18 protein-coding genes and 2 pseudogenes are annotated in these 21,480 nt (G+C 58.1%); 12 read left to right on the top strand and 8 right to left on the bottom strand.

Annotation, left to right across the window (positions count from 1 at the left end):
* Window positions 1-49 precede the first annotated feature (49 nt).
* A complete protein-coding gene (sfsA, locus tag NDI65_RS18280) occupies window positions 50-790 on the top strand; it encodes a DNA/RNA nuclease SfsA (protein ID WP_089780618.1) in 741 nt (246 codons plus the stop codon).
* A gap of 545 nt (window positions 791-1,335) precedes the next feature.
* Here the strand turns inward: sfsA and NDI65_RS18275 are convergent.
* Window positions 1,336-1,654: pseudogene (locus NDI65_RS18275) on the bottom strand (hypothetical protein); the annotation flags it as partial.
* A 202-nt stretch (window positions 1,655-1,856) separates the two neighbouring features.
* Window positions 1,857-3,134, bottom strand: a complete 1,278-nt coding sequence (locus tag NDI65_RS18270; RefSeq protein ID WP_042663107.1) for an orc1/cdc6 family replication initiation protein — start codon at window positions 3,132-3,134, stop codon at window positions 1,857-1,859.
* A 1,226-nt stretch (window positions 3,135-4,360) separates the two neighbouring features.
* Here NDI65_RS18270 and NDI65_RS18265 point away from each other — a divergent pair.
* The 5 genes from NDI65_RS18265 (at window position 4,361) to NDI65_RS18245 (ending at window position 9,198) form a co-directional block, all read left to right on the top strand.
* Window positions 4,361-4,771 carry a DUF5518 domain-containing protein gene (locus NDI65_RS18265; RefSeq protein ID WP_052367865.1) on the top strand — a complete coding sequence of 137 codons (411 nt, stop codon included), beginning with the start codon at window positions 4,361-4,363 and terminating at the stop codon, window positions 4,769-4,771.
* Between the two features lie 368 nt (window positions 4,772-5,139).
* Window positions 5,140-5,994: a VIT1/CCC1 transporter family protein gene (locus tag NDI65_RS18260; RefSeq protein WP_310894068.1), complete on the top strand. Its 855-nt coding sequence runs from the start codon at window positions 5,140-5,142 to the stop codon at window positions 5,992-5,994.
* A gap of 269 nt (window positions 5,995-6,263) precedes the next feature.
* Entirely contained in the window at window positions 6,264-7,196 is a 933-nt protein-coding gene (locus tag NDI65_RS18255) for a UbiA family prenyltransferase (protein WP_167344152.1), read from the top strand.
* A gap of 73 nt (window positions 7,197-7,269) precedes the next feature.
* On the top strand, window positions 7,270-8,052 hold the full coding sequence (locus NDI65_RS18250; protein ID WP_089780626.1) for a hypothetical protein: 783 nt from the start codon (window positions 7,270-7,272) through the stop codon (window positions 8,050-8,052).
* Between the two features lie 438 nt (window positions 8,053-8,490).
* Window positions 8,491-9,198, top strand: coding sequence for a cytochrome P450 (locus NDI65_RS18245; RefSeq protein WP_310894077.1), 708 nt, complete (start codon window positions 8,491-8,493; stop codon window positions 9,196-9,198).
* Window positions 9,199-9,361: 163 nt separating this feature from the next.
* On the opposite strand, the gene NDI65_RS18240 is transcribed toward NDI65_RS18245, so the two are convergent.
* Complete coding sequence (locus NDI65_RS18240; RefSeq protein WP_310894067.1) at window positions 9,362-10,189, bottom strand: IS5 family transposase; 828 nt, start codon at window positions 10,187-10,189, stop codon at window positions 9,362-9,364.
* Window positions 10,190-10,241: 52 nt separating this feature from the next.
* Here NDI65_RS18240 and NDI65_RS18230 point away from each other — a divergent pair.
* Window positions 10,242-11,150: pseudogene (locus NDI65_RS18230) on the top strand (hemolysin family protein); the annotation flags it as partial.
* A 149-nt stretch (window positions 11,151-11,299) separates the two neighbouring features.
* Here NDI65_RS18230 and NDI65_RS18225 read toward each other — a convergent pair.
* Window positions 11,300-11,824 carry a winged helix-turn-helix domain-containing protein gene (locus tag NDI65_RS18225; RefSeq protein ID WP_310894066.1) on the bottom strand — a complete coding sequence of 175 codons (525 nt, stop codon included), beginning with the start codon at window positions 11,822-11,824 and terminating at the stop codon, window positions 11,300-11,302.
* Between the two features lie 105 nt (window positions 11,825-11,929).
* Between NDI65_RS18225 and NDI65_RS18220 the strand changes: the two genes are divergently transcribed.
* Window positions 11,930-14,509 (top strand): heavy metal translocating P-type ATPase, encoded by a 2,580-nt coding sequence (locus NDI65_RS18220; protein WP_310894065.1) that lies wholly within the window; start codon window positions 11,930-11,932, stop codon window positions 14,507-14,509.
* Between the two features lie 69 nt (window positions 14,510-14,578).
* On the opposite strand, the gene NDI65_RS18215 is transcribed toward NDI65_RS18220, so the two are convergent.
* Window positions 14,579-14,938, bottom strand: a complete 360-nt coding sequence (locus tag NDI65_RS18215) for a helix-turn-helix domain-containing protein (RefSeq protein ID WP_310894064.1) — start codon at window positions 14,936-14,938, stop codon at window positions 14,579-14,581.
* A 74-nt stretch (window positions 14,939-15,012) separates the two neighbouring features.
* On the opposite strand from NDI65_RS18215, the gene merA reads away from it, so the two are divergent.
* Window positions 15,013-16,470, top strand: coding sequence for a mercury(II) reductase (gene merA, locus NDI65_RS18210; protein WP_310894063.1), 1,458 nt, complete (start codon window positions 15,013-15,015; stop codon window positions 16,468-16,470).
* 140 nt (window positions 16,471-16,610) lie between these two features.
* Window positions 16,611-17,855: a PQQ-binding-like beta-propeller repeat protein gene (locus NDI65_RS18205; RefSeq protein WP_310894062.1), complete on the top strand. Its 1,245-nt coding sequence runs from the start codon at window positions 16,611-16,613 to the stop codon at window positions 17,853-17,855.
* A 122-nt stretch (window positions 17,856-17,977) separates the two neighbouring features.
* Here NDI65_RS18205 and NDI65_RS18200 read toward each other — a convergent pair whose 3' ends face one another.
* The 3 genes from NDI65_RS18200 to NDI65_RS18190 are packed head-to-tail and all read right to left on the bottom strand — an operon-like array spanning window position 17,978 to window position 20,624.
* Complete coding sequence (locus NDI65_RS18200; protein ID WP_310894061.1) at window positions 17,978-18,850, bottom strand: class I SAM-dependent methyltransferase; 873 nt, start codon at window positions 18,848-18,850, stop codon at window positions 17,978-17,980.
* A 3-nt stretch (window positions 18,851-18,853) separates the two neighbouring features.
* Window positions 18,854-19,237, bottom strand: a complete 384-nt coding sequence (locus NDI65_RS18195; RefSeq protein WP_345784714.1) for a hypothetical protein — start codon at window positions 19,235-19,237, stop codon at window positions 18,854-18,856.
* A 52-nt stretch (window positions 19,238-19,289) separates the two neighbouring features.
* Window positions 19,290-20,624 carry a permease gene (locus tag NDI65_RS18190; RefSeq protein WP_310894060.1) on the bottom strand — a complete coding sequence of 445 codons (1,335 nt, stop codon included), beginning with the start codon at window positions 20,622-20,624 and terminating at the stop codon, window positions 19,290-19,292.
* A 180-nt stretch (window positions 20,625-20,804) separates the two neighbouring features.
* Between NDI65_RS18190 and NDI65_RS18185 the strand changes: the two genes are divergently transcribed.
* The gene (locus NDI65_RS18185; RefSeq protein ID WP_310894059.1) at window positions 20,805-21,104 is read left to right on the top strand and encodes a hypothetical protein; all 300 of its coding nucleotides are present in this window, start codon (window positions 20,805-20,807) and stop codon (window positions 21,102-21,104) included.
* Window positions 21,101-21,400 (top strand): hypothetical protein, encoded by a 300-nt coding sequence (locus NDI65_RS18180; RefSeq protein WP_310894058.1) that lies wholly within the window; start codon window positions 21,101-21,103, stop codon window positions 21,398-21,400. The genes NDI65_RS18185 and NDI65_RS18180 overlap by 4 nt, the downstream gene beginning before the upstream one ends.
* Window positions 21,401-21,480: the final 80 nt, after the last annotated feature.

Here is a 21,480-nt window from a genome sequence, read left to right as displayed (position 1 = left end):
CTCGAAGCGAACGATTGGTATTCCCTCGGCCGCATCGTATCCACAACACATGGACCCGCTACTCACAATCGACGGCGAGTTACTCACCGGGACTATCGTCGACCGACCGAATCGGTTCGTCGTCCGCGTTCGGTTCGAAGACGCGCCCGAACGCGTCTTCCTCGGAGATCCCGGAGCCCTCGAAGGCACGGTCGAACCGGGAAACGAGATTCTCTGTTCACCGGTCGAGGACCCGGAGCGAGCGACGGACTACGACGCCATCGCCGTCCGCGTCGACGGCGTGTACGTGAGCGTCCGCCCGGCGCTTGCGAACGGCCTCTTCGAGCGTGCGCTCGCCCGCGATGCAATCCCCGCGTTCGACGGGTACAGTTGCCTGAAACGCGAGCCTTCGCTACCGGAGTACGGTCGAACGGATTTTCTCGTCGAGACGCCGGCCGGCGAGACCGCCTTCGTCGAAATCAAATCCTGCACGCACGTCAAGGACGGCGTCGCCATGTTTCCCGACCGCCAAACCGAGCGCGGTCGGCGTCATCTCCGGAGCCTCGAAGCGCTCTCCGAAGACGGCCACGAGACACACGTAGTGTTCGTGGTGCAGCGACCTGACGTCGAACGCTTCCGACCCTACCAAGCTGTCGACCCGGAGTTCGCCGAATTACTCGCCCGCGTACGGGAGACCGGGGTGGACGTACACGCGATTACGACCTCGTTCGACCCGCCTCACTACTCGCTTCGGAACGACGACCTGCCCGTCGACATCGGGTCACGAGCGGGACGCTCGGAATCCGAATAGCGTCCAGTCCGTCTGTGTGGATATGCAAAGCGATTCGTTTGGGTGCGACCGAATCGGAACCGACCGTCCGACCTCCGGGGGCGACTCGCTGAGCGGTGAGTGGGTCGGCGTCCGTCGCGAACGACTCATCTCGATACCGGCCGTTAGTTCAGTTTATCCCGACCAGACGATTGTATTTCTTTTACAATACATTTTGAGCAGACCTATGAGATTGAACCACATCGTGGTGGTCTCTATAGAAAGAGAAGAGACGTACTATAACAACACATTTCGGGGGTTTTGACCACTTACCGTGAGATAGTTTACGAGTACGTGGGCTACACTCGCTTAAATAGATCATCGTCTCTCAGCCGATATCAGCGCAGGCTAATCGCGATGTGATAATCTGAATGAGTCGATTACTTGTTTACCAATGAATCAATCTGAGCCAGCTATTATTGCACGATATACACAGTAATAATCGGGAGGTAATGCGGGCGTTGGAAGCTATAGTATTGCACAAACTGTGCTAACTTTTGCAGGCGTTCGCGTGGCTTCCCACCCAAGGAACTGTCGAAGCGGTCGGCTCGAAAACCGCGGGTGTGAAACTCGACGTCGAAGACCACTCCCGTTGATTTTGCCAGCGGTCTCGTCGACCGCAACCCGCGTCGGTTGGCCTCAGGCGGGATGTGACCGCTATCGATCAGTCTGTGCGATGATTTCCAAACGTTTTGATGAGACCGTTCGACACCGATAAATCGATGAATTCCTTTTTGTCTCCGAGTGAACAGCCGGTCGCGTGTGGCTGGACGGCGAGCCCTCCCGAGTTTCCTCGAAATCCGTCGCAAAGCACCCGGTGCGAACTCTGCGGTCGTCATGACCGATTCACTGGACGACCTGCTCGCAGTGCGCTTCCCAAACCAGGTCACCTAGACAGTATATGCGTGTTTGACGGGGTCTCCCAGCGAGATTCCGCACATTTACACTTTACATGCAGGGTGCGAGTCCCCGGCGTGGGAAATCGGGACTTACACTCGTGACCGGGGGTGCGCGGTCGGAGAGGAGAGGAGAGGAGAGGAGAGGGGGATTACGCGAGATCTTCCAGCCGGCTATCGCGGAGCACGGATTTTAACACGATACCAGTGTCCTGAACCAATCGATGCTCCAGATAGCTTCCTTCTCCCCTCCCACCACCCGTACGGGTCGACTCTACGACGCCGAGGAACGCCTGTTCCTTCAACAGTTCGTAGACGCGGTGTTCGCTCAGAACCTTCGCATCGACCGTCTCAGTCGTGTTCTTGTATCGCTTGTAAATTCGGCTCGTCGAGAACTCGTCTTCGTTCGAACTCTCCTCGGTCAGCAGCGCGAGTGAGTAGAGAATGAACTTAACTTGGGTCGTCGATCCGCGAAGTAACTCCTCGAATCGGTCGACTTCCGCCCACTCTTGGGCATCGCGGACGTGCTCCGCGACGACCTGGTCGGCGTTCTCTCGTTCAGCGAGTTCGCCCGCGTGTCGGAGAATTTCGATTGCCTTTCTGGCGTCGCCGTGTTCCTGCGCGGCGAGCGCCGCAGTCAGCGGAATGACGTCATCAGAAAGAACGCCATCGTGGAACGCATCGCGCCGATGCTTCATAATCCCGCGGAGTTGATTCGCGTCGTAGGGTTGGAAGACGAACTCCTCTTCGCGGAGACTCGACTTGACACGCTCGTTCAACTGATCGCGGTACTCGATCTTGTTACTCACCGCGATAACGCCCAAGTGACAGTCGGCTTTCCCGGACTCACGGGCCCGTGAGAGTTGCATCAGAATATCGTCGTCGTCGAGCCGATCGACCTCGTCCAGAATGATGATGACCGCATCGTAGGCGAGGTTCAGAATCTCCCAGAGGTAATCGTAATACTCACCACTGCCAATCCCCGCACGCGGGACGTCGAAATCAGTTCGCTCGGTCTTGTTGAGTTCCCGCGTCACAGTACGGGCAACGCGCGTCTGCGTATTGTGTTGTGCACAGTCGACGTAGACAGTCCCGACCGAGACACCGTTCGATTCTGCGGCCCTACGGGCACGCTCCGTAACATGGCGGGCGACCAGCGACTTGCCCGTCCCCGTCTTGCCGTAGATCATGACGTTGTTCGGCGGGTCGTCTTGCACGATGGGCCTGAGTTCCGCGGCGATGTCCTTGATTTCCTCATCGCGGCCGACGATTCGAGCACTCTCCGGGACGTGACCGACCTTCAGGAGTTCCTTGCGAGTGAAAATATCGACCCGGTCGGGATCGTCTCCCTCGATATTGAACAGCGGATCCTCAGCCGGGTCTTCGTACCGGTCGTCGAAGTCGGAGAGTTGCGACGGGTCCTTAGCCATCGTTACAAGATATCCCGCTACCCGGCTACTTAATTATTCGCCCACCTCGACAAGAGTGTAAATCGTCCCGTAGCAGAGACCTACTGCGCAGTGTGTCCAATGTCAGTCGAGAAGGGGTAGAGGCTATCCAGAGTGAAAGACGGCCCACCCGTGCAGGTGCTTCGCACGAGGACACACCCCTCGTCCAGAGTGAAAAACGAACAGAAGCCAATATCTGGCCACCCCTCGTCCCGAGTGAAACGCCGCGATTCGGCCGATCGCCTCGGCGGACACACCCCTCATCACGAGTGTAACTCAAACCGAGTCCAGACAATCGCACAACGCGGGACACGAGCGGCGTCTGACGTGCGGCAGACACCCCCCGTCAAGAGTGAAAACAGTCGTGAAGTGAGTCGACTGGCGGTTCGGGTGGTTCCCATTCCCAGTCGGAGTACGGACGTAAATCGCAGTCGTCAACCTCTACTCTGAATCAATCCCATCCTGAACCAATTTAACGGCTGTCGAGAATATGGAATATCGAGGAAATCATCACATTCAAACCACGACGAGATGAGACCCACCCACCCCTCGTCAAGAGTGAAACTGAAACGAAGAGAGTCCGGTAGTTGACGAGAATCGAACGACTGGACCGATTAAAAACGCCGTGAATCCGGGTCAGACGTAGGAACGCTGCTGTCGAACACCCGTAGAACCGACTCGAACCAGCAACTAGTCACATTCTTTAGCATTATATGAAAGTTTTATATCCTATAAATCCGTATAGTCCGCCAAGTATATTCTCCCTACTAAGTAAGACGAGCCGCTATTCGTCTGTGTCTCGCGAAGCGTTACTCGCCTTTTTTATTTACATTCTGTCGCCAATCTCCGTCTCAGGGGCTCTCTCCGTGGGTTCGTCGTTTTTCTCCCCTCACAAACCTCCGTTTCCCGTGGACAGTATCCCCACCCTTTCGACCGTTTTCACTCTGGACGAGGGGTGTGTGTTCCCACAGGTTTCGTCTACTTCGGAGTTCGAGTCCAAGGACGTCGAGCGACATCATCTGGGCGACCGACTGGCTCTCGGAGAAGGTCCTCCGTTGTTCGTTCTGGGGCTCTCTCGATTCCCCCCCCCACCGCTGATTGTGTGTCTCTCTCGCTGCGGGCCGAACTACTTGCTTTCGACGTGAGTGAATCTCGTATCAGGAGAGCGAGCGTTCGTATATATCTCTCTCGTTGACGAATCGATACATATGAGCAAGACAGAGACGCTTCGAAACGCAGTCATCGGTGCTGTCGTCACAATCGTTCTCGCGTTCACCACTGTCTCGCCGGCGATTGGTGGGGCCGTGGCTGGCTACCTTCAGCGCGAACCTCCGGTAGGAGGTGCGAGAGTTGGGGCCATCTCCGGCGCGATAGCGAGCATCCCGTTCCTCCTCGTACTCGGCCTTGGGGTCGCCGTGTTCTTCGGGACGGCTCCGGCAGGCGGGTTCGGTGTTCCGGGAGGTGTGGAGCTAGCCGTCGTCCTGCTTTTCATCGTCCCTCTCGGCGTGCTCTGGAACGCCGGCTTGGGCGCGGTGGGTGGCTACGTGGGTGCGTACATTCGCGCGCACGCCGATTCCACGGAGTCGACGATGTCTGAACCCGGTCACGAGGCAAGATAGCACGGCTTCTTGCTGGGGAGGTATACGGTGGTCAGAACGCTCCCGTGGCGTACTGAGCGCACCACTAAGTCCTCACAGCGCGATTACACTATATGGCTCCTTCAGAGGATGTCGAACGTTATCGTCGCAATCGGCAAGACGAACTCGACAGTGCGACGGTCTACGCGGCGATGGCTGACGCCGAATCGCAACCGCAGGTCGCAGAAGTGTATCGGCGACTTGCCGACGCGGAGCGAGCCCACGCAGACTTCTGGACAGAGAAGATTCGCGAGGCCGGTTCCGACCCGGGAGAAGCCAACCCGTCCCGGAGAGCCAGAACACTCGCATGGCTGGCCGGTCGATTCGGGCCGGGATTTGTGATCTCCTCGATGAAAGCGGGGGAAGCCATCGGCGCGGACGACTACGCGACCCAACCGGAGGTCATGGGAACCGGGATGGCGGCCGACGAACGCTCGCATGATCGTCTCCTAGCGGCCATCGCGGAAGCTCCCGGGCGGGGTGCGCAGGGGGAGGTCCTCGCCCGACTCGAAGGCCGCCACCGAGCGACCAGTGGCAATGCCCTCCGTGCCGCAGTGCTCGGCGCGAACGATGGTCTCGTTTCAAATCTCAGTCTCGTGATGGGCGTCGCCGGCGCGGCATTAGATTCGACGGCGATTCTGATTACCGGCTTGGCCGGACTTCTCGCTGGGTCGGGGTCGATGGCGATGGGCGAGTGGCTCTCCGTCCAGAGCTCTCGGGAACTCTACCAACGACAGATCGGAATCGAGGCCGAAGAACTCGCCGAAGTCCCCGAAGAAGAGGCAGAAGAACTGGCGCTCATCTACGAGGCGAAAGGGCTCTCGAAAGAACGCGCCAGAGAGGTGGCCGAGCAGTTGATCGCCGACGAGGAGATGGCGCTGGACACGCTCGCTCGCGAGGAACTGGGAATTAATCCGGAGGAACTTGGTGGCTCTGCTTGGGAAGCAGCCACCACGTCGTTCGTCCTCTTCGCGCTTGGAGCCATCGTCCCGGTACTTCCGTACTTCGTGTTGAGCGAACTGGTCGCCGTGGGTGCGAGCCTCGTGTTGAGCGCGGTTGCCCTGTTCGTTATCGGGGCGGGAATCACGCTCCTCACGGGACGTTCCGTGCTCTTTTCCGGACTGCGTCAGGTCGGTATCGGCCTCGCCGCTGCGGTCCTCACTTACGGCGTCGGGAGCGTGATTGGGGTGACGCTGGTCAGCTGACGGGACCGAAAATAACTGTCATTTCATACATGTCTCCTCGTATGGCAGCGGGAGTACGACGAGTCGACTGATGTGTTCGAAGCGATGACCGAGACCGTCCGCGGGACCGGTGGCGCGCTCACCGGGAGTATGTAATTAGTGGCCAGATCGCTGACTCTGTCGGAACTGTTCACTGTTGACATTCGGAAGGACCTTCGTTCCAATTTATTAGACAGTGATGATGTCACCAATGAATGTGGTAATATGATGTTGCGGGCCACTTGATGATAATGTCATCATGGTTAGCAAAACACGGGCAGACCGAGCGCAGATATTCAACGAAAGTATGGGCGTTTTCGCAGATCAATCGACTGCCTGAAACAGTAGGGTATAACGTAGCGTATGCCCTCCTCGCCGTTGCAATTGCTCGCTCACGGCTAGATTTAGGCCTCGAAATAGAGAGTTTGATACAGATCTCAGCCACATTTAGTGCGGCGATGCTAACGAAAATGCAGGCGTCAGTCGCAGACGTCCTGCACGATTATGCCGTTGACAAAGAAAATCCTGAGAAACAACAGAACGCGACCGCAGTCGATGAAATCGGATACGAGAGTGCGCATACTATCCTCGTTATTGAACTCACAGCTGGTCTGTTTCTTTGGATGTGGGTCTCACTACAGACGTCGTCACTTCTGTTCGCTACTGTCGGTGCCCTGTTTTCGATATCTGGGTTCGTATACTCATACCCGCCCCGAATTAAGGAGCGAGGGATACTGAACCACCTCGTAACGACGGGTACCGATGTCGGGTTCGTCGTCCTTCCGCTCGTCATACTAGCAGGGGACCCATCAGTTGAGTATGCGGCTACCGCTCTCGGTGTTATTTTTCTCTATACGTTTGGGTATCATACACTGCATCAAGCCGCGGATACGTACTATGACCGGCAAGCAGGAATTCGGACGTTCACACAGAACCTTGGAGTGTCAGCGAGCATACTACTGTCAGCGATCTGTACGGCCATGGCTGGCGTTGGTGCAGGCATACTCCACGCCCTGGGAGGTGCGTTTGCGATGTTTCTCGTTGCTGGCCGTTACGTGTGGCTCTACTATCGAGTACGAGAACAGACCGAGAAAGAACAAACAGACATTACGGCACAGCGGTTCAATACGGCCTACGTTGCGACGTTCTTGAACGCAGCATTCGCACTCAGTCTGTTAATATAATTTATTTGATGTCGGATATCGACTGCGCCAACCCTGACGTTTTAGTGTTGGCGAAATTTGACTTAGAATTATCATGACTGGCTTGATGGGTTCTGATTTCTCGAAGGTACTTGCGAAGCGGTTTGAGATCTTACACACGCTTAACGAGCAACCGCAGCGGAAACCGGAACTTGTCGAGTCAGTCGACTGTTCGCGGTCGACCGTCGACCGGGCGATCACGGAGTTACTCCAGTATGACTGCGTCGAGTCTCATAATCGAGAATATCGAACGACTCCACTCGGGCGAGCCTCACTAAATATTCGACAGGAGTATCTCGATAAGATACACGACGTGCAGCGTGCTAGCGATATACTAAATAAAAATCCAAATCTGAAAGAGCTCCCGTCAGTGTTCCTTCGTCAAGTGACGGTCTCGACGGCAGATCCACAGTTCCCGGAATCTGCGCTCAGTTCGAGTACTGCGCGGTTGCGACAGTCTGAGAGGATGGTCGGCCTTGCACCTGTCGTTCTCAAATCATATATCGACGATGTTGAGGCTGCTGTTCGAGAGACGCAATGCACAGCAGAGATCATCGTATCCGAGGGCGTTCTGTCTGAGTTGGTTGATTACCGAGAGTCGTTTACTGAATTGATAGACTCCGGACGGGTGGTTCTCCTTGTCACGGATGACGAACTCCCCTACGCACTCTGGATCATGGAAGGAGTAGACGGGGAGGTCGCTGGGATAACTGTCCATCAACACGGTGGCGTACGGGGAATGTTGACGAACATCGCATCGGAAGCCGTCGAGTGGGCGCGTGAGCAGTATGAGTCGTTCAAAGCGGATACGACTCGGTACCAACTCGTAGAGAATTGACGATGAGCAGCAGACAACAAGCCCGACTCCACGAGGTGAAGTAGTCGTATGAGTCACCAGATACCCGCTCGCGTACTCGGGAAACACCGCCTGAGCCACCCTCTCCTCCGATTGTCGGGCACACCTATCAATTCCTCCGTCGTGACCCGCTCGATTGGTTCACGGAATTAAACGAAGCATACGGTCCAGTCGTCCAGCTTCGAGTTGCTGGGCAGCGACTCATCCTTCCGACAGAACCGGACGATATCGAACGGGTCCTTCTCACGAATAGTGAGAACTACGAGAAAGGTGGGTTCCAAAAGATGGTGACCAGGTCACTGCTCGGGAGTGGGCTTGTCATCGCGGGAGGCGAGGAGTGGCGGGCAAAGCGCCAAGGGATCGAGCCAGTCTTCCATCCAAAACGGATGGAGGAGTACCAGTCAGTAATCACGTCACACCCTGTCGACGATCGAGCGGATTTCGGCGGGGGACACAGTCGACTTAGAACAGGAGATGAAGCATCTCACGCTCAATATTATCGTGGATGCACTCTTTGGAGTCGACCTTTCCACAGAAGACTGGGACTTAGAACCCGCCTTCAAGCGAATCTTAACACATTTCGAACGCATCAGCCAAACGTACCTGTATCTTCCAGAGTGGATTCCGACCCCTGAAAACGGAGCATACAGAAGTGCGATTAGCACGCTTGATTCCGCCGTCGAGGACCTAATAGCGGCTCACCGTGCGGGAGATATCGACGGGCCAACGGTCCTCAACTATCTCCTTGAGTCGGACGAAGGCTGGGACACGAAAGACCTCAGAGACGAAATCGTGACGCTGTTACTCGCTGGTCACGAGACAACTGCGCTCATGCTCACGTTTACTGGTGACTTATTGGTGCGACATCCGGAAGTCCAAGAGACTGTGGCGCGTGAGGTCCGAGAGAAGCCGTTTTCTTACTTCTTCGGGTACAACAACGAGTATTCCGAACTCGACGGCTCTGTTGAAATCCTATTAGATAGACACGAACACGTGCCAAATAGTGTTCTGCGAATTACGGCGCGGTCACTTCGTCCTGCCCAAATTCCTCATAGGAATAATACAGAAATGCGACGAGTAGCCCCAGTAGAATTGGAGCCCATGACGGAAGAGTTGGAAGTGGAATAAACATAATGAGAAGAACTGCCACCAGCGCGGCTATCAGTCCTAACCCAACCATATTGATGAGTGTCTGCCACGGTACAAGCGTATCTTCGGTCATCGTTTAGCCATTATCGCCACCTCATATGAGGCTTCTGCGGGTTTCGGTAATCACACTCCGATAGTCGCTCTATGATGCGAGGGCCTTGTCGAGGTTGTGAACCAAGCAGACGAGAGTAATCTCACGAAACTGCTTCCACCACCGCCGTGAGCGGATGAACGCCCCGTACTTTCGTTTGAGGCGTGAGTTTACTGTCTCGTTCTGACTACGTTGACCGTAGAGGTCGGCGTCCAGTCGAGCATTCCACGCCTTCTGGAGCGACGAAAACTCTCTGTGTTTGATGAGCGGACGAACGTCCTCCTCGTGAGCTAATGCACGAACCTTCTGGTCGTCGTATCCCTTGTCACCGAGCAGAACCGCGACATCACCAATATTCCGCTTGATAAGCGACGGCGCTATCTGGGAGTCGTGTTTTCGTGTCGTTGTCACGTGTAAGTCGATGATAGCATTCGCTCTCGTGTCCACGAGAAGTGTAACTTTCAATTGCTGAATCGTCAGCTTCGTTCGCTTCGTGTAGTGCTTCGAGGCGTGACTGCGGTCAAAGCCGGAGGCGTCGATGCCGACGACACCGTTGGTCGGGAGAAGCGTGACTGAGAGGTTGAGAAGAACGCGCCAAACCGCCATATCAAGCCCGTTGAACGCTTTACACAGCGTCGAGGGAGACGGGAGTTCCTCAAGGCCGATGGCGCTTCGAATCCGGGGCATCTCGATGAGTTCGTCGAGAAGCGTTCGGTACGTCGTATTTTTCCGAACTTTGAGACAGAGCAAGACGATGTGCTGATGAAGTGTGTACCGCCGTTTCGAGAATTTCGAGGAGTAACGAGCGACGGCTCGCCGAGCCAAGTGTATCGCTTGCTCAACGAACCTGAGTAACCGCGACTTCGGGAGGGCTTCCATCTGGTCAGACTACGAGGCGAACCTGTAACTCTCTGAGGATTTCAACAGAGCCAAATTCTTCTATTACGTGTTTATGCCGGGCATCATCGTCTTCAACGGGACTGCCAACTACTTCACCAGCCTCGTTGGCGTCTCGCCAGCCTCAGAAGGCGAAGAGACCCACTCCGAGGAGGAGATTCTGATGATTCTCAGCCGCTCCGAAGAAACCGGAGAGATCGACCTCGACGAGGTCGAGATGATCGAGAGCGTCTTCGAGCTCGGCGACACCATCGCCCGCGAAATAATGGTTCCACGCCCCGACGTGGAAACCGTCTCCGCCTCGATGGCACTCTCGGAACTCCGGTCAGTTGCCGCCAGCGGGACCTACACGCGGTATATCGTGCTCGACGACGACGGGGAACAGCCGATTGGATTCGTCCACGCAAAGGACATTCTCCAGGCAAGTGAAACCGAGACCGATCACGACGACCCGATCACTGCTCGTGATCTCGCACGAGACGTGCTCGTCGTTCCGGAAACGCGACGGATCGACGCGATTCTCGCCGAGTTTCAGACACACGGTGGTGGACAGATCGCCGTCGTCATCGATGAATGGGGCGTCTTCGAGGGAATCGTCACGATCGAGGACATCCTCGAAGAGATCGTCGGCGACATTCGAGACGAATTCGACACGGAACCACAAGGGCCCACTATCGAGACACGAAACGACGGGACGTACGTCGTCGACGGCGGGGTACCAGTTCAGGAAGTCAACGAACGGTTCGGCATCACGTTCGAGACCGACGAGGTTGAGACGATCGGCGGATTCGTCTTCAGCCAGCTCGGGCGAGAACCCGAAATAGGTGATGAGATCGAGCGGAATGGATACGTCCTTCGCGTCGACGCCATCGACAACGCGCGAATCGAACGGCTCGTGATCCACCCCCCAGAACAGTCTCAGAAGAAGCCTACTGAGGAATGACGACTCCTCCAACGGTGGTGTTTGTATCGGGGCAGAAGAGAGCGGTCCGGCTCGACCGGGTATACTCTGACAGTAAGTCTGGAAGTCATCGACTACCACAGTGAGGCGCTGTTCGAGTTCTTCTGGTGTATGACCCCGTTGAGGAGTGTTCACCCCACTTCACTCAGGTCGGTGAGCGCCCGATTCAGTAATTCACGAATGATGAACTCCTCGTAATGCTGGGTTTCACAGTACTCACAGGGCTTCATCTCCCGGGCGATTGCTTCGATGTCGTCTCCGTGCTCCTCGACGAGCGTGTCGATGACGGTAGCGAGGTCGTCGCGAAGCTGTGCACTCGCCCCGGCGAGGCGTTTCTCCGCATCCTCCGGGAGGTCGTAGGAGAAGACGCGAGTGTTCGACTTGTAGTACTTCCGCGTCCCACCGCCTGCCTCTTCGAGGCGAGCGATTTCGACCATCCCGGCGTCTTTGAGCACGTTGACGTGATGGCGGACCGTCGTCTCCGCCTTCTCCTCACCGCGCCGCTGCAGCTCCTCGTGAATTTCGCCGATCGTCAGCTCCTCGTCGGCAAGCATATCCAGGATTTTGGCCCGCACGTCCTGCTCAAGTGCCTTCGCCTTCTTCGGGTCGGTCGTGATGACGTTCCGAACGGGCACGTCCACTTCAAAGAGACTCATTACGAGCGTGTAGCCGGTCTATCAACATAAGAATAGCGGGAAACACGTTATACTGCTACAATATTCGTCATAATGGTTAAGAATACTCCGCCCATAGGCGAATACATGGCGGCGACACAGGTCCAGTACAACGTCGGCGGGATGAGTTGCTCGTTCTGCGCCGAGACGATCAACAAAGCGTTAGAACGGACCGACGGCGTCGAGGACGCTACTGTCAGCCTCGCGCACGAAGAGATACTGATCCAGTACGAGGACAACGTCATTTCGGAGGTCGCGCTACGGGACACGCTACGCAACCTTGGCTACACGATTCGCGACCCCGATAAGGAGAAACATTTCGAACAACAGCAAGCAGAACTCGAAGATGGCAGGCGACGACTCCTCATCAGCGGAATCGCGTCTCTCCTCTCGCTGGTGCTGATGGGCGTGATGGTCGCGCGTAACGACTGGAACATCTTCGCTGAGACCGACCAGCAGTGGATGTGGTACGGATCGCTCGCTCTTGCGCTCGTCACGATGTTCGGGCCGGGGATCTACATCAAAACGAAGGCCTACAACAGCCTCCGCCGGGGCATCTTCAACCAGCACGTACTTCTGGAGGCGGGCGCGTTCGCGGGCCTCGCCGGTGGTTTCCTCGGCTGGTTCGTCTTCGCCGGGTCGGGCTTTCCCGTCGTGCACTTCTTCGTCGTCTCGACGTTCATCACCACCTACCACATCCTCTCGGAGTACACGAGTCTCATCGTCAGGACGCGCGCCTCTCGAGCCGTCAACGACCTCATGAACCTCCAGCCTGACACCGCCCGCCGCGTCACCGCCGAGGACGAGGTCGAAGAGGTGGATGTCGACGACTTGGAAGTCGGTGACAAAGTACGTGTCAAGCCCGGCGAAACCCTGCCTATCGACGGCGAAGTCGTTGAGGGCGAGTCGGCGGTCGACGAGTCAGTCGCGACCGGCGAGTCCGCACCCATCGATAAACAGCCCGGCGACGAGGTCATCGGCGGCAGCGTCAACGAGACCGGGACGCTCCTCATCGAGGTAACCGCCGTCGGCGACGACGCGTTCCTCAATCAGGTTGCCCGACAGATCGAGGAGGCCCGTGCGATGAAACCTGGGATCGTCCAGCTGGCTGACCGCATCCTGAAGTACTTCGTTCCCGGTGTGCTCACGATCTCGGTCGCCTCGTTCCTCTTCTGGACGGTTGTCCCAACCGTCCTCCCCGGCACGGTCTTGGGAACCGGCCCACAGTTCGAAACGGCAGCGTTCGCGGCGCTCGCAGTGCTCGTGCTCGGGTATCCGTGTGCGCTCGGGATGGCCACGCCGCTCGCGCTCATCCGCGGTGGGGGCGAGGCAGCCCGACGGGGTATTCTCATGCGCAGCGGCGATGCGTTCCAGGTCTTCCAAGACGTCGACCACATCGTCCTCGACAAGACCGGCACCATCACGAAGGGGAAGCCCGCCGTCGATACGACCGTCAGAATCGGTGACCACGCGGAGGTCGACGTGCTGCGAATCGCGGCGAGCGCAGAAGCGTTCTCCGAACATCCGCTCGCGGACGCAATTCTCGACTCCGCCGCCGACCACGACCTGAACTTCTCGGACCCCGAGTCCTTCGACTCCGTCACCGGCAAGGGCGTCCGTGCGACTATCGACGGCGACGACGTGCTGGTTGGCAAGCCCGGCTGGCTCGAAGCTGAAGGCGTCGACCTCACGGTGGCCCAGCAGGAGACCGAGCGACTGCAGAGCAGGGGGCTTACTACCGTCGGTGTCGTCAGTAATGGGATACTCGTCGGGCTCGTCGGTATCGGCGACGAACTCAAACCCGACGCGAAGGAGACGGTTGATCGGATGACGGAACGGGGGATCACGCCGGTGATGATTACGGGTGACAACGAACGGACCGCCCACGCGGTCGCCGAAGCGGTCGGCATCGAACGTGTGATGGCCGAGGTGCTACCCGACGCCAAGCGCGAGGAAATCACGAAACTCCAAGACGAAGGCCACCGCGTCGCAATGGTCGGCGACGGGATCAACGACGCGCCCGCACTCACCCAGGCCGACATCGGGATTGCCATCGGTGCAGGGACGGACATCGCCATCGAGTCGGCTGACATCGTGTTGATGGGTGACCGTCTCGGCGGCGTAATGGATGCCTACGAGATCGGCGAAACGAGCTATCGAAAGACCAAGCAGAATCTGATCGCGGCGTTCTCGTTCAACGGGATCGGTGTCACAGCCGCGACCACGGGCCTCGTCCACCCCGTGTTCGCCATGATCGCGATGATCGCGTCGGTGTCAGCGGTGCTGGCCAACAGCTTCGCCGGCCAGCTCCTCTCGGGTGAGGGCATCAAGACGGACTTCTCGGTCAAGACCGTCGACTCGGAGAGTACCGAGGAGCACGATGGAACCGATCTGGTAGCCGAATCGAACGAGGACGAGATGACGAACGAACAGCCGGCGCGCGAGTCGGTGCTATTCGACGTCGATCTCCACTGCGGGGCCTGTGAAGAGCGCGTCAGAGAGACACTCCGTGAGCTCGACGGCGTACGGTCTATCAAGCCGGACGCGACCCACCAGCGAGTCGAGATCGAGTTCAATCCCCACGTCACAAGCGCTGAGCAACTCCGTGAGGTGATCGTCGACCTCGGCTACAGGGTGTCTGACTCAATTTCGGCGATCTCCGAGTAGTCTGGTCGGCACTGATTCGAGATGTCCTGTGGTCCCCTCGGGATGCTGTTCGGTGGTATCACTCTTCGATTACGAGGGGGGCGTCGTCGCCTGATCAGTCGCCCACTCGAGCAACGGTTCGAGCCGTGAGCTGACTTCACAGCCGGTTGCTGTCAGCTCGTATTCGACACGCGGTGGAATCTCGTTGTACTGCGTCCGCGTGATGAATCCCGCATCCTGGAATTCAGTCAATCGTCGTGAGAGGGTCGTTGAGCTCGCTGTCGGGAGGTGCTCTTCGATCTCGGCGAACCGGAGCGAGTCGTGGGCTCCAATAATACTGATGAGTTGCATCGCGTACTTCCGACTCAGCGTCTCGATGACACCGGTGAGCGGACAGTAACACGTGCCGTCAACGTCGCAGATCGGGGCGGATGCGGTTGCGTCGGCCATAGCTGTACGGCCTGCAAGAGACTCCACGGCTTTATACTCGATAGTATAACTACTCCACATTCGAACGTAGAGGCATGTCTAACGCTCGGCCGTACGATCTCGTGATTCTGGGTGGGGGCGCAGCTGCCTTCGCTGCGATCACCGAGGCGGATCGCCGTGACCTCTCGACGGCGATGGTCAATACCGGCTTGCCACTCGGTGGGACGTGCGTGAACGTCGGATGTATCCCGAGCAAGCACCTCCTTGCGGTTGCCGAGACGGCGTACGAACCACCACATACGCCGTTCGAGGCCATCACGTACGGCGAGAACCAGCCAGCGGTCGACTGGGAAACGGCCCTGGACGAGAAAGACCAACTCGTCGGACGACTTCACCAGGAGAACTACGTCGATGTCGCAGAGCACTTCGACACCGACATCTACGAGGGCTACGGCCGATTCGTCGACTCGACAATCATCGAGGTCGTCAACGGCGAGGACGCAGGGATGCATATTACGGGCGAGAAGGCCCTCATCGCAACCGGGAGTTCTCCGTGGGCCGCGCCTATCGACGGGCTCGATCAAATCGACTACTACACCAGCGAGACCATTCTCGAACACCGTGACCTTCCCGAGAGCATCATCGTCCTCGGCGGCGGCTACATCGCACTGGAATGGGGACAGATCCTCCACCGAATCGGCGTCGACGTGACGATCCTCCAGCGCTCCGAGCACGTCCTGTCTGGGATGGAAGGCCAACTCGGCCGCGAGATGCAACGATGCTTCCGCAACGAGGGCATCGAAGTCGTCACCGGGAACAACGTCCAGCAAGTGGTGACCGCTGCCGTGAACGGCGAAGTGGCAGCACGTGACTCGGGCGTCGTCGTCCGAACCATCGCTGACGGTGTGGAGCAAACCTTCGACGCAGCGGAACTCTTCGTGGCGACCGGTGTACGGCCCAATAGCGAGGATATCGGGCTCGACACGATCGGCGTCGATACGGACGAGCGCGGTGCGGTCGTCGTCGACAAGCACTTCCAAACGGCGAACCCCGACGTGTACGCGGCGGGGGATGTCATCGGCGAGCCGATGCTGGAGACGGTTGCCGCGAAGGAGGGGAATCACGTGGTCACGAACGCCTTCGGTGCAGAGGGGAAGACGATTGACTACAGCAGCGTCCCGGCGGTCGTCTTCACGAGTCCCGAGGTCGCATCCGTAGGGACCACCGAACGCGAGTACATGAACGAGTACGGGACCTGTACGTGTCGCACGATCCGAATGGAGGACGTACCGAAAGCCAAGGCCGTGAAGGATACTGCCGGGCTCGTTCAGGTCGTCAAGCACCACGAAACCGACGAGATCGTTGGCGTCCATATGGTCGCGTCACGGGCGGCAGATATGATCCCCGAAGCGACACTCGCCGTCAAGTTCGGACTTACCGTCGACGACATCATCGATACCGTTCATCCGTTCCCGACGTTCTCCGAAGGATTCAAGCACGCGTGTCAGGCGTTCCGACGTGATACCTCGACCATGAGCTGTTGCGTCGAGTGAATCCGAGTACGAGAACTCCAGATCGACACCTGTTCGTCAGTAGGCTGATGTAGCAGTGTCATTACTCCGTCGACGCGATTGAGATCACAGAGGCAGGAGTTCACGAGAAAGCACTTACCGACACTGCTACACATGCTGTCATGAAGCGTCCCTGTACGCGACGTTCGGCCCTCCACCTCGGTGCCGTCGGATTGGCGGCTCTTGCTGGCTGTACGACGGAAAACCCAGGGGGAACTACTCCCGAACGCTCGTCGACGGGTACGGAAGCTCGATCAACCACATCATCCACGACGGAGACGACAGCCACCGCTTCAGAGGCGAACGAGGGAGAGTCAGGAGTCACCGTCCAGTGGACAGCCTCGATTGGTGGGCGCATTCCGATTCCAGCCGTCGACGAGGACACGGTCTACGTAACGAGTTCCAAGGGCGGTCTTTCAGCCTTCGACCGGACCGGTGGTAATCGACGGTGGCGAGTCTCGACCGGGGGCGCATCGTATCTCGGTCCACGAGTGGCCGACGAGACTGTCTATTGTCCCGCTGGCAACGATCTGCTGGCCAGAGCGACGTCCGATGGTGGCCATCGGTGGACTCACGAGTGGGAAGGGTGGCTCTCCTCGATGCCGACGATCGATGGCGACACGGTCTTCGTCGGTAACACTGATCCCGAACTCAGCCACGACCCCTCGTCGTATCCCGAGGACCTGTTCGCATTGGCTATCGATGATGGATCGGTTCGGTGGAAGCGATCGCTGGGGGATCATGACGAATTGGGGGGCGACCCGCTCGTTGCTGGCGGGCGACTCTACGCGCAGGTCGAATCCTCGGACGTGTACGCGCTCGATCCCACCGACGGAACGACGATCTGGCACACACCGATGCCTGCAGGCCGTGGCGGAGCGTACGAAGGCCCCGTAATGGCTGGCGAGACGCTCGTCGCGATTTCGGGTGGGTCGCTCGTCGGCATTGATCCCTCCTCGGGCGATGTTCGATGGACGTTTGGGGGTGTCAAAACAGCGCCTGTCACCGATGGTGAGGCTGTGTACGCGGGTGATTTCACTCCCGAGGGGACCCAATCGACCGTGTATTCGGTAGACCCCCGCGACGGAAGCGAACTGTGGTCCAGACCTATTCCCGGTCGCCTGAAAACGTGGAGTGCGCTCTCGGCGGCTCCCGGCACGCTGTACGTCAGTGCGACAGAAGCAGCAGGTGACCGAGGAAGTCGAGACGATCTCACGACCCTGTACGCCATCGATGCCGCCGGGACTGAACAGTGGCGATTCAAACGCACCTGCGATGGGTTTTCTCGCGTCGTTGTTGCGGACGGGATTGCCTATGTCGCCGGCCGATACGGTGATGGGACACTCTACGCACTCGCGCCTCGATAATCGATGTTGGTATGATCTGGGGAGTCAATTCTCTAGAACGACATCGATGAGCACCCTGCTGACGTAGGAGTCCCCAAGCAGTGGCTTTCCACTGCTGACAGCGACCTCTATCTCACCTGTTTTCATCGGCGTGTAGCGGTGACCAGCAGGTGTCTGAGATGCGGAAGCGCTCGATGCGCCCGTCGAATCTGATCGATGACCGCCTGTCGATCTATTCCCCGGCGTGAGAGAGCCCGTTCAACGATCCCGTCGGCATACGCGTTGAGGAACAAAACTAGGCCTGTCCACTTTCTGAACCGACCGACGCTGTTCGCAGTAATGTCCTGCACAGTATCGATGGTGAAACCAGCGTGTTCGAGATCGGTCAGATACTGGTCGACGTTCGAGAGTGGCGGCATATCCCACGCCTCCGCGAAATCAGTGATAACATCAGCTTCAGCCGCTCCTATCGTACTACTCGTGAGCAGGTCCGACACCGCGATCACCCCGTCTGGTTCGAGCACACGCGATAGCTCTGCGAACGCACTGGGCTTGTCTGGGATGTAGACCAGCGAATCGATTGCGGTACAGACACTGACCGAAGTCGTCGCAATCGGTAGTCTGGTCGCATCACCCACGAGAAACGCCGCAGGATGCCCATGATCTGCCGCGTTCGTGTATGCGGTAGCGATGTTGAACGGGACGAGATCAACTCCAATCGCAGGGACGTGTAGTTTCTCGGCGAGTTCGATTGTTGGACCTCCTCGCCCACAGCCGACATCCAGTAGCTGCACATCCTCGCTGTCGGGGAGACGAGGCTCCAGTTCGGTCGCCACCTTCGCTGCGAGACGTCGCTGACTCGATCCGAGGAAGAGCGGCTGATACCAACGCGAATACCCCATATTGAGAAACGACTCGGTGTCGAGTAGCAGGTCGAATCCGCGCCAGATATCGGCCTGCTCCCCCCGATACGAGAACTGGTCCGTAATCCGGTCGTGGAGCGAGTCCGACGTCATCCGTTACTCCGAGATCTCCGATCGTTCTGAGACTTCCGAGTAGCAGTACGTCGACTCGCTACAGTACTCGAGATCGGCACACCCACGGGGGCGCTGGTAGTTGATGCCCTTGTGTCTGCGGAGATACGTGACGTAGCCGTCGTCGACGCGGTCGAGGATGTCGTGACAGACCCACTTCTCCCCGAACCACGTGGCACCCAGATTCCGGTACGGGCACAGGAAGATCGTTCGCTCGACTGCATCGACTCGCGGCGTCTCGACGATGCGAACGCCGACGAGCCGGTACGCGATTCGGAGCCGTCGAACGACAGCCTGTGGTGTATTCGTGCCGAGAAAGAGCACGTGAGCTGCAATATATCCGAACCCGTGGAGGAGCCGTCGAATCATCAGTCGTACCGATGTTCCCCAGAATAAAATACGTTGAGTGGCTGTTGGTTGTTCAGTCCGTCATCGCCGCGTGCCCTTCCTCACCGCGTTCCCCGCCAGCCACCGAATCCTGTTTGTGCAGCCAGTAGAGGAACGCGAAGAACGCCGTCGCGAGGACGTTCAACACGAGCTTGTAGTTGAGCTCGATGGACACTTCGGCGATCTGCGCGGAGGCCCGCGAGGGGATGAGGCCCAGCCCCAGGAACAGGAAGTGGACCACGAACCCGACGATAACGGCACTGACGAAGATCATTAGGGACAGCACCGCCGCGAAGGTCGTCCCGTAGTACTCGTCGTAGGCTTTCATAATCGGCGGGACGATGAGGTCCGCGAAGATGTACGACAGCACCGAGCCGAACGGGAGTCCCTTGGTCCAGAGGACGGTCCCGAACGGGACGTTGCCGACCGAACAGACGAAGGTGACGACGCCAATGATCGCACCCAGCGCGGCCGTCCAGAGGACGTACACCGGCAAACCGAACACGGCCCCGGAGAAGACGCTCGTCCAGACCGACTCGGGGATGAACCCGGCGATGAGGCCGGCGAAAATGAACCCGATAGCGATCTCGTCCCACAGCATCGCCCACTCTTTCCACTGTTTGTCCGCAAGCGATTTCCACCCCGCTAGAGAGGTCGCCTTCTCTGGAATCGACGTGTTCGCTTCCTCCGGGTCGAAGGAGTCCTTGCAGGATTGCGAGCAGAAGTAGTACGTCTGGCCATCGTGCTCGATGGAGTAGTCGGTTTCCTCAGGATCGACCTCCATCCCACAGACGGGATCCTGCACGGTAATACCCTCGTCGTCGGTGACGTTCTCGCGTGCTTCGTCGAGGATCTTGTCGGGGACGACGTAGACGAAGCCGACCGACATCAGCCCGATGAGCAGCAGGCCACCGACCACGTCGGCCAGCAGGAATTCCCAGCCGAGCAACAACCAGATGACGATACCAATCTCGATGACGAGGTTCGTCGAAGCGAACTGGAATGCCGCCAGCGCCGCCGCCGCGGACGCCCCCTTCTTGTAGAGGTTCTTCGCGGTGGCGATGGCCGAGTACGAACACGACGAGGAGACGAACCCGAAGAATGTGGCGAGACCGATGGATCGCGGACCGTGTCCTTCGAGCAGCTCCGAGATTTGCTGGGTCGAGACCCATGCCTCCACGCCACCGGCGATGGCGAACCCGATCACGAGCGCCCACCAGGTGATCCACGCCATCGCGGCGGTCGTCGTCGCGGCCTGTCGTGTGCTCTCCACGACGAACGTCCCGAGCGGTTTTGTCGTCGTGACGACGCCGATGGCGACGGTGATTACGGCGATGACCGAGAGGATCGCGTAATCTGATCTGTCCATTGTCTTGGTGGCGTGTGTATACGTCCCCCTTTCCTAATGCGATTGTGGCTTCCCATGTGGAATATATCGTGTTCGATTCTTTCGATTGCGTTGTCTCACTCCGGCAGGAATTGGGAATCAAGAACGGTGTGTCGCCGACGAGGGATAACGGACTTGTGGCTGGCAGGAGTAGATAGCCATATGCTCACCACAGTCGGCGATACACTCTCGACGGGCATTATCCTCATGAGTACCGCTTACATAGCCGCGAAAACGCCCGCTATCTGGCAGCAGTACCAGGGGGTGTACGGTCGACTGCTTGTCGGGATTCCGCTCGTTGGCCTGCTGTTCGGCCTCGCGCACTTCGTGATGCTCACGCCGCTTCCGCACGGCCTTCTCGCAACGGTTGAAACGGGTGCTATCCTCGGTGTGACCGCTGTGGTCGCTGGGATGGGGTATATTCACCCACGGTTGGGATACTCTGGGGGTGAGCCGCGATGAATCCACTACTACTCCCGGTGCTTTCGATACTCGTCGCTGGTGTGCTTGCAGCTCTGTGTTACGCGCTCCTTTATCGGGAGTCTGTCCTGGTAATTCAGCGCCCGCTCTTTTTCAGGATTGGAGTCGGTGCGCTGTTCACAGTGGTAATTGGGGTGGGCACGTTGCTGATTACGTGGATCCCGATGCATCTGGTCCACGCCGTCTTTGCGGTGTCGGTCGCTACAGCGGTTCACGCCGTCCATCGGGGGCTCCACCCCGATACCGAAGCGTGGTTTTACTCGCTCTTTCGAACCTGACTATCGATTCACGCAACTCCTCGATGCTGTTCCGAATCGATTTGGATTCGTAACGACAAACAGGGTAAACGAAGCGACCG

The sequence above is a fragment of the Haloferax sp. S2CR25 genome (genome assembly GCF_031624535.1).
GTDB classification, from domain to species: domain Archaea; phylum Halobacteriota; class Halobacteria; order Halobacteriales; family Haloferacaceae; genus Haloferax; species Haloferax massiliensis.
Note: the sequence above shows the minus strand (reverse complement) of the source record. Positions and strands in the feature narration are given on the sequence as shown.

Coding starts and splice junctions, on each gene's coding strand:
- sfsA (WP_089780618.1), top strand. CDS start 50: ATGGACCCGCTACTCACAATCGACGGCGAGTTACTCACCGGGACTATC.
- NDI65_RS18270 (WP_042663107.1), bottom strand. CDS start 3,134: ATGGCTAAGGACCCGTCGCAACTCTCCGACTTCGACGACCGGTACGAA.
- NDI65_RS18265 (WP_052367865.1), top strand. CDS start 4,361: ATGAGCAAGACAGAGACGCTTCGAAACGCAGTCATCGGTGCTGTCGTC.
- NDI65_RS18260 (WP_310894068.1), top strand. CDS start 5,140: ATGAAAGCGGGGGAAGCCATCGGCGCGGACGACTACGCGACCCAACCG.
- NDI65_RS18255 (WP_167344152.1), top strand. CDS start 6,264: ATGTCATCATGGTTAGCAAAACACGGGCAGACCGAGCGCAGATATTCA.
- NDI65_RS18250 (WP_089780626.1), top strand. CDS start 7,270: ATGACTGGCTTGATGGGTTCTGATTTCTCGAAGGTACTTGCGAAGCGG.
- NDI65_RS18240 (WP_310894067.1), bottom strand. CDS start 10,189: ATGGAAGCCCTCCCGAAGTCGCGGTTACTCAGGTTCGTTGAGCAAGCG.
- NDI65_RS18225 (WP_310894066.1), bottom strand. CDS start 11,824: ATGAGTCTCTTTGAAGTGGACGTGCCCGTTCGGAACGTCATCACGACC.
- NDI65_RS18220 (WP_310894065.1), top strand. CDS start 11,930: ATGGCGGCGACACAGGTCCAGTACAACGTCGGCGGGATGAGTTGCTCG.
- NDI65_RS18215 (WP_310894064.1), bottom strand. CDS start 14,938: ATGGCCGACGCAACCGCATCCGCCCCGATCTGCGACGTTGACGGCACG.
- merA (WP_310894063.1), top strand. CDS start 15,013: ATGTCTAACGCTCGGCCGTACGATCTCGTGATTCTGGGTGGGGGCGCA.
- NDI65_RS18205 (WP_310894062.1), top strand. CDS start 16,611: ATGAAGCGTCCCTGTACGCGACGTTCGGCCCTCCACCTCGGTGCCGTC.
- NDI65_RS18200 (WP_310894061.1), bottom strand. CDS start 18,850: ATGACGTCGGACTCGCTCCACGACCGGATTACGGACCAGTTCTCGTAT.
- NDI65_RS18195 (WP_345784714.1), bottom strand. CDS start 19,237: ATGATTCGACGGCTCCTCCACGGGTTCGGATATATTGCAGCTCACGTG.
- NDI65_RS18190 (WP_310894060.1), bottom strand. CDS start 20,624: ATGGACAGATCAGATTACGCGATCCTCTCGGTCATCGCCGTAATCACC.
- NDI65_RS18185 (WP_310894059.1), top strand. CDS start 20,805: ATGCTCACCACAGTCGGCGATACACTCTCGACGGGCATTATCCTCATG.
- NDI65_RS18180 (WP_310894058.1), top strand. CDS start 21,101: ATGAATCCACTACTACTCCCGGTGCTTTCGATACTCGTCGCTGGTGTG.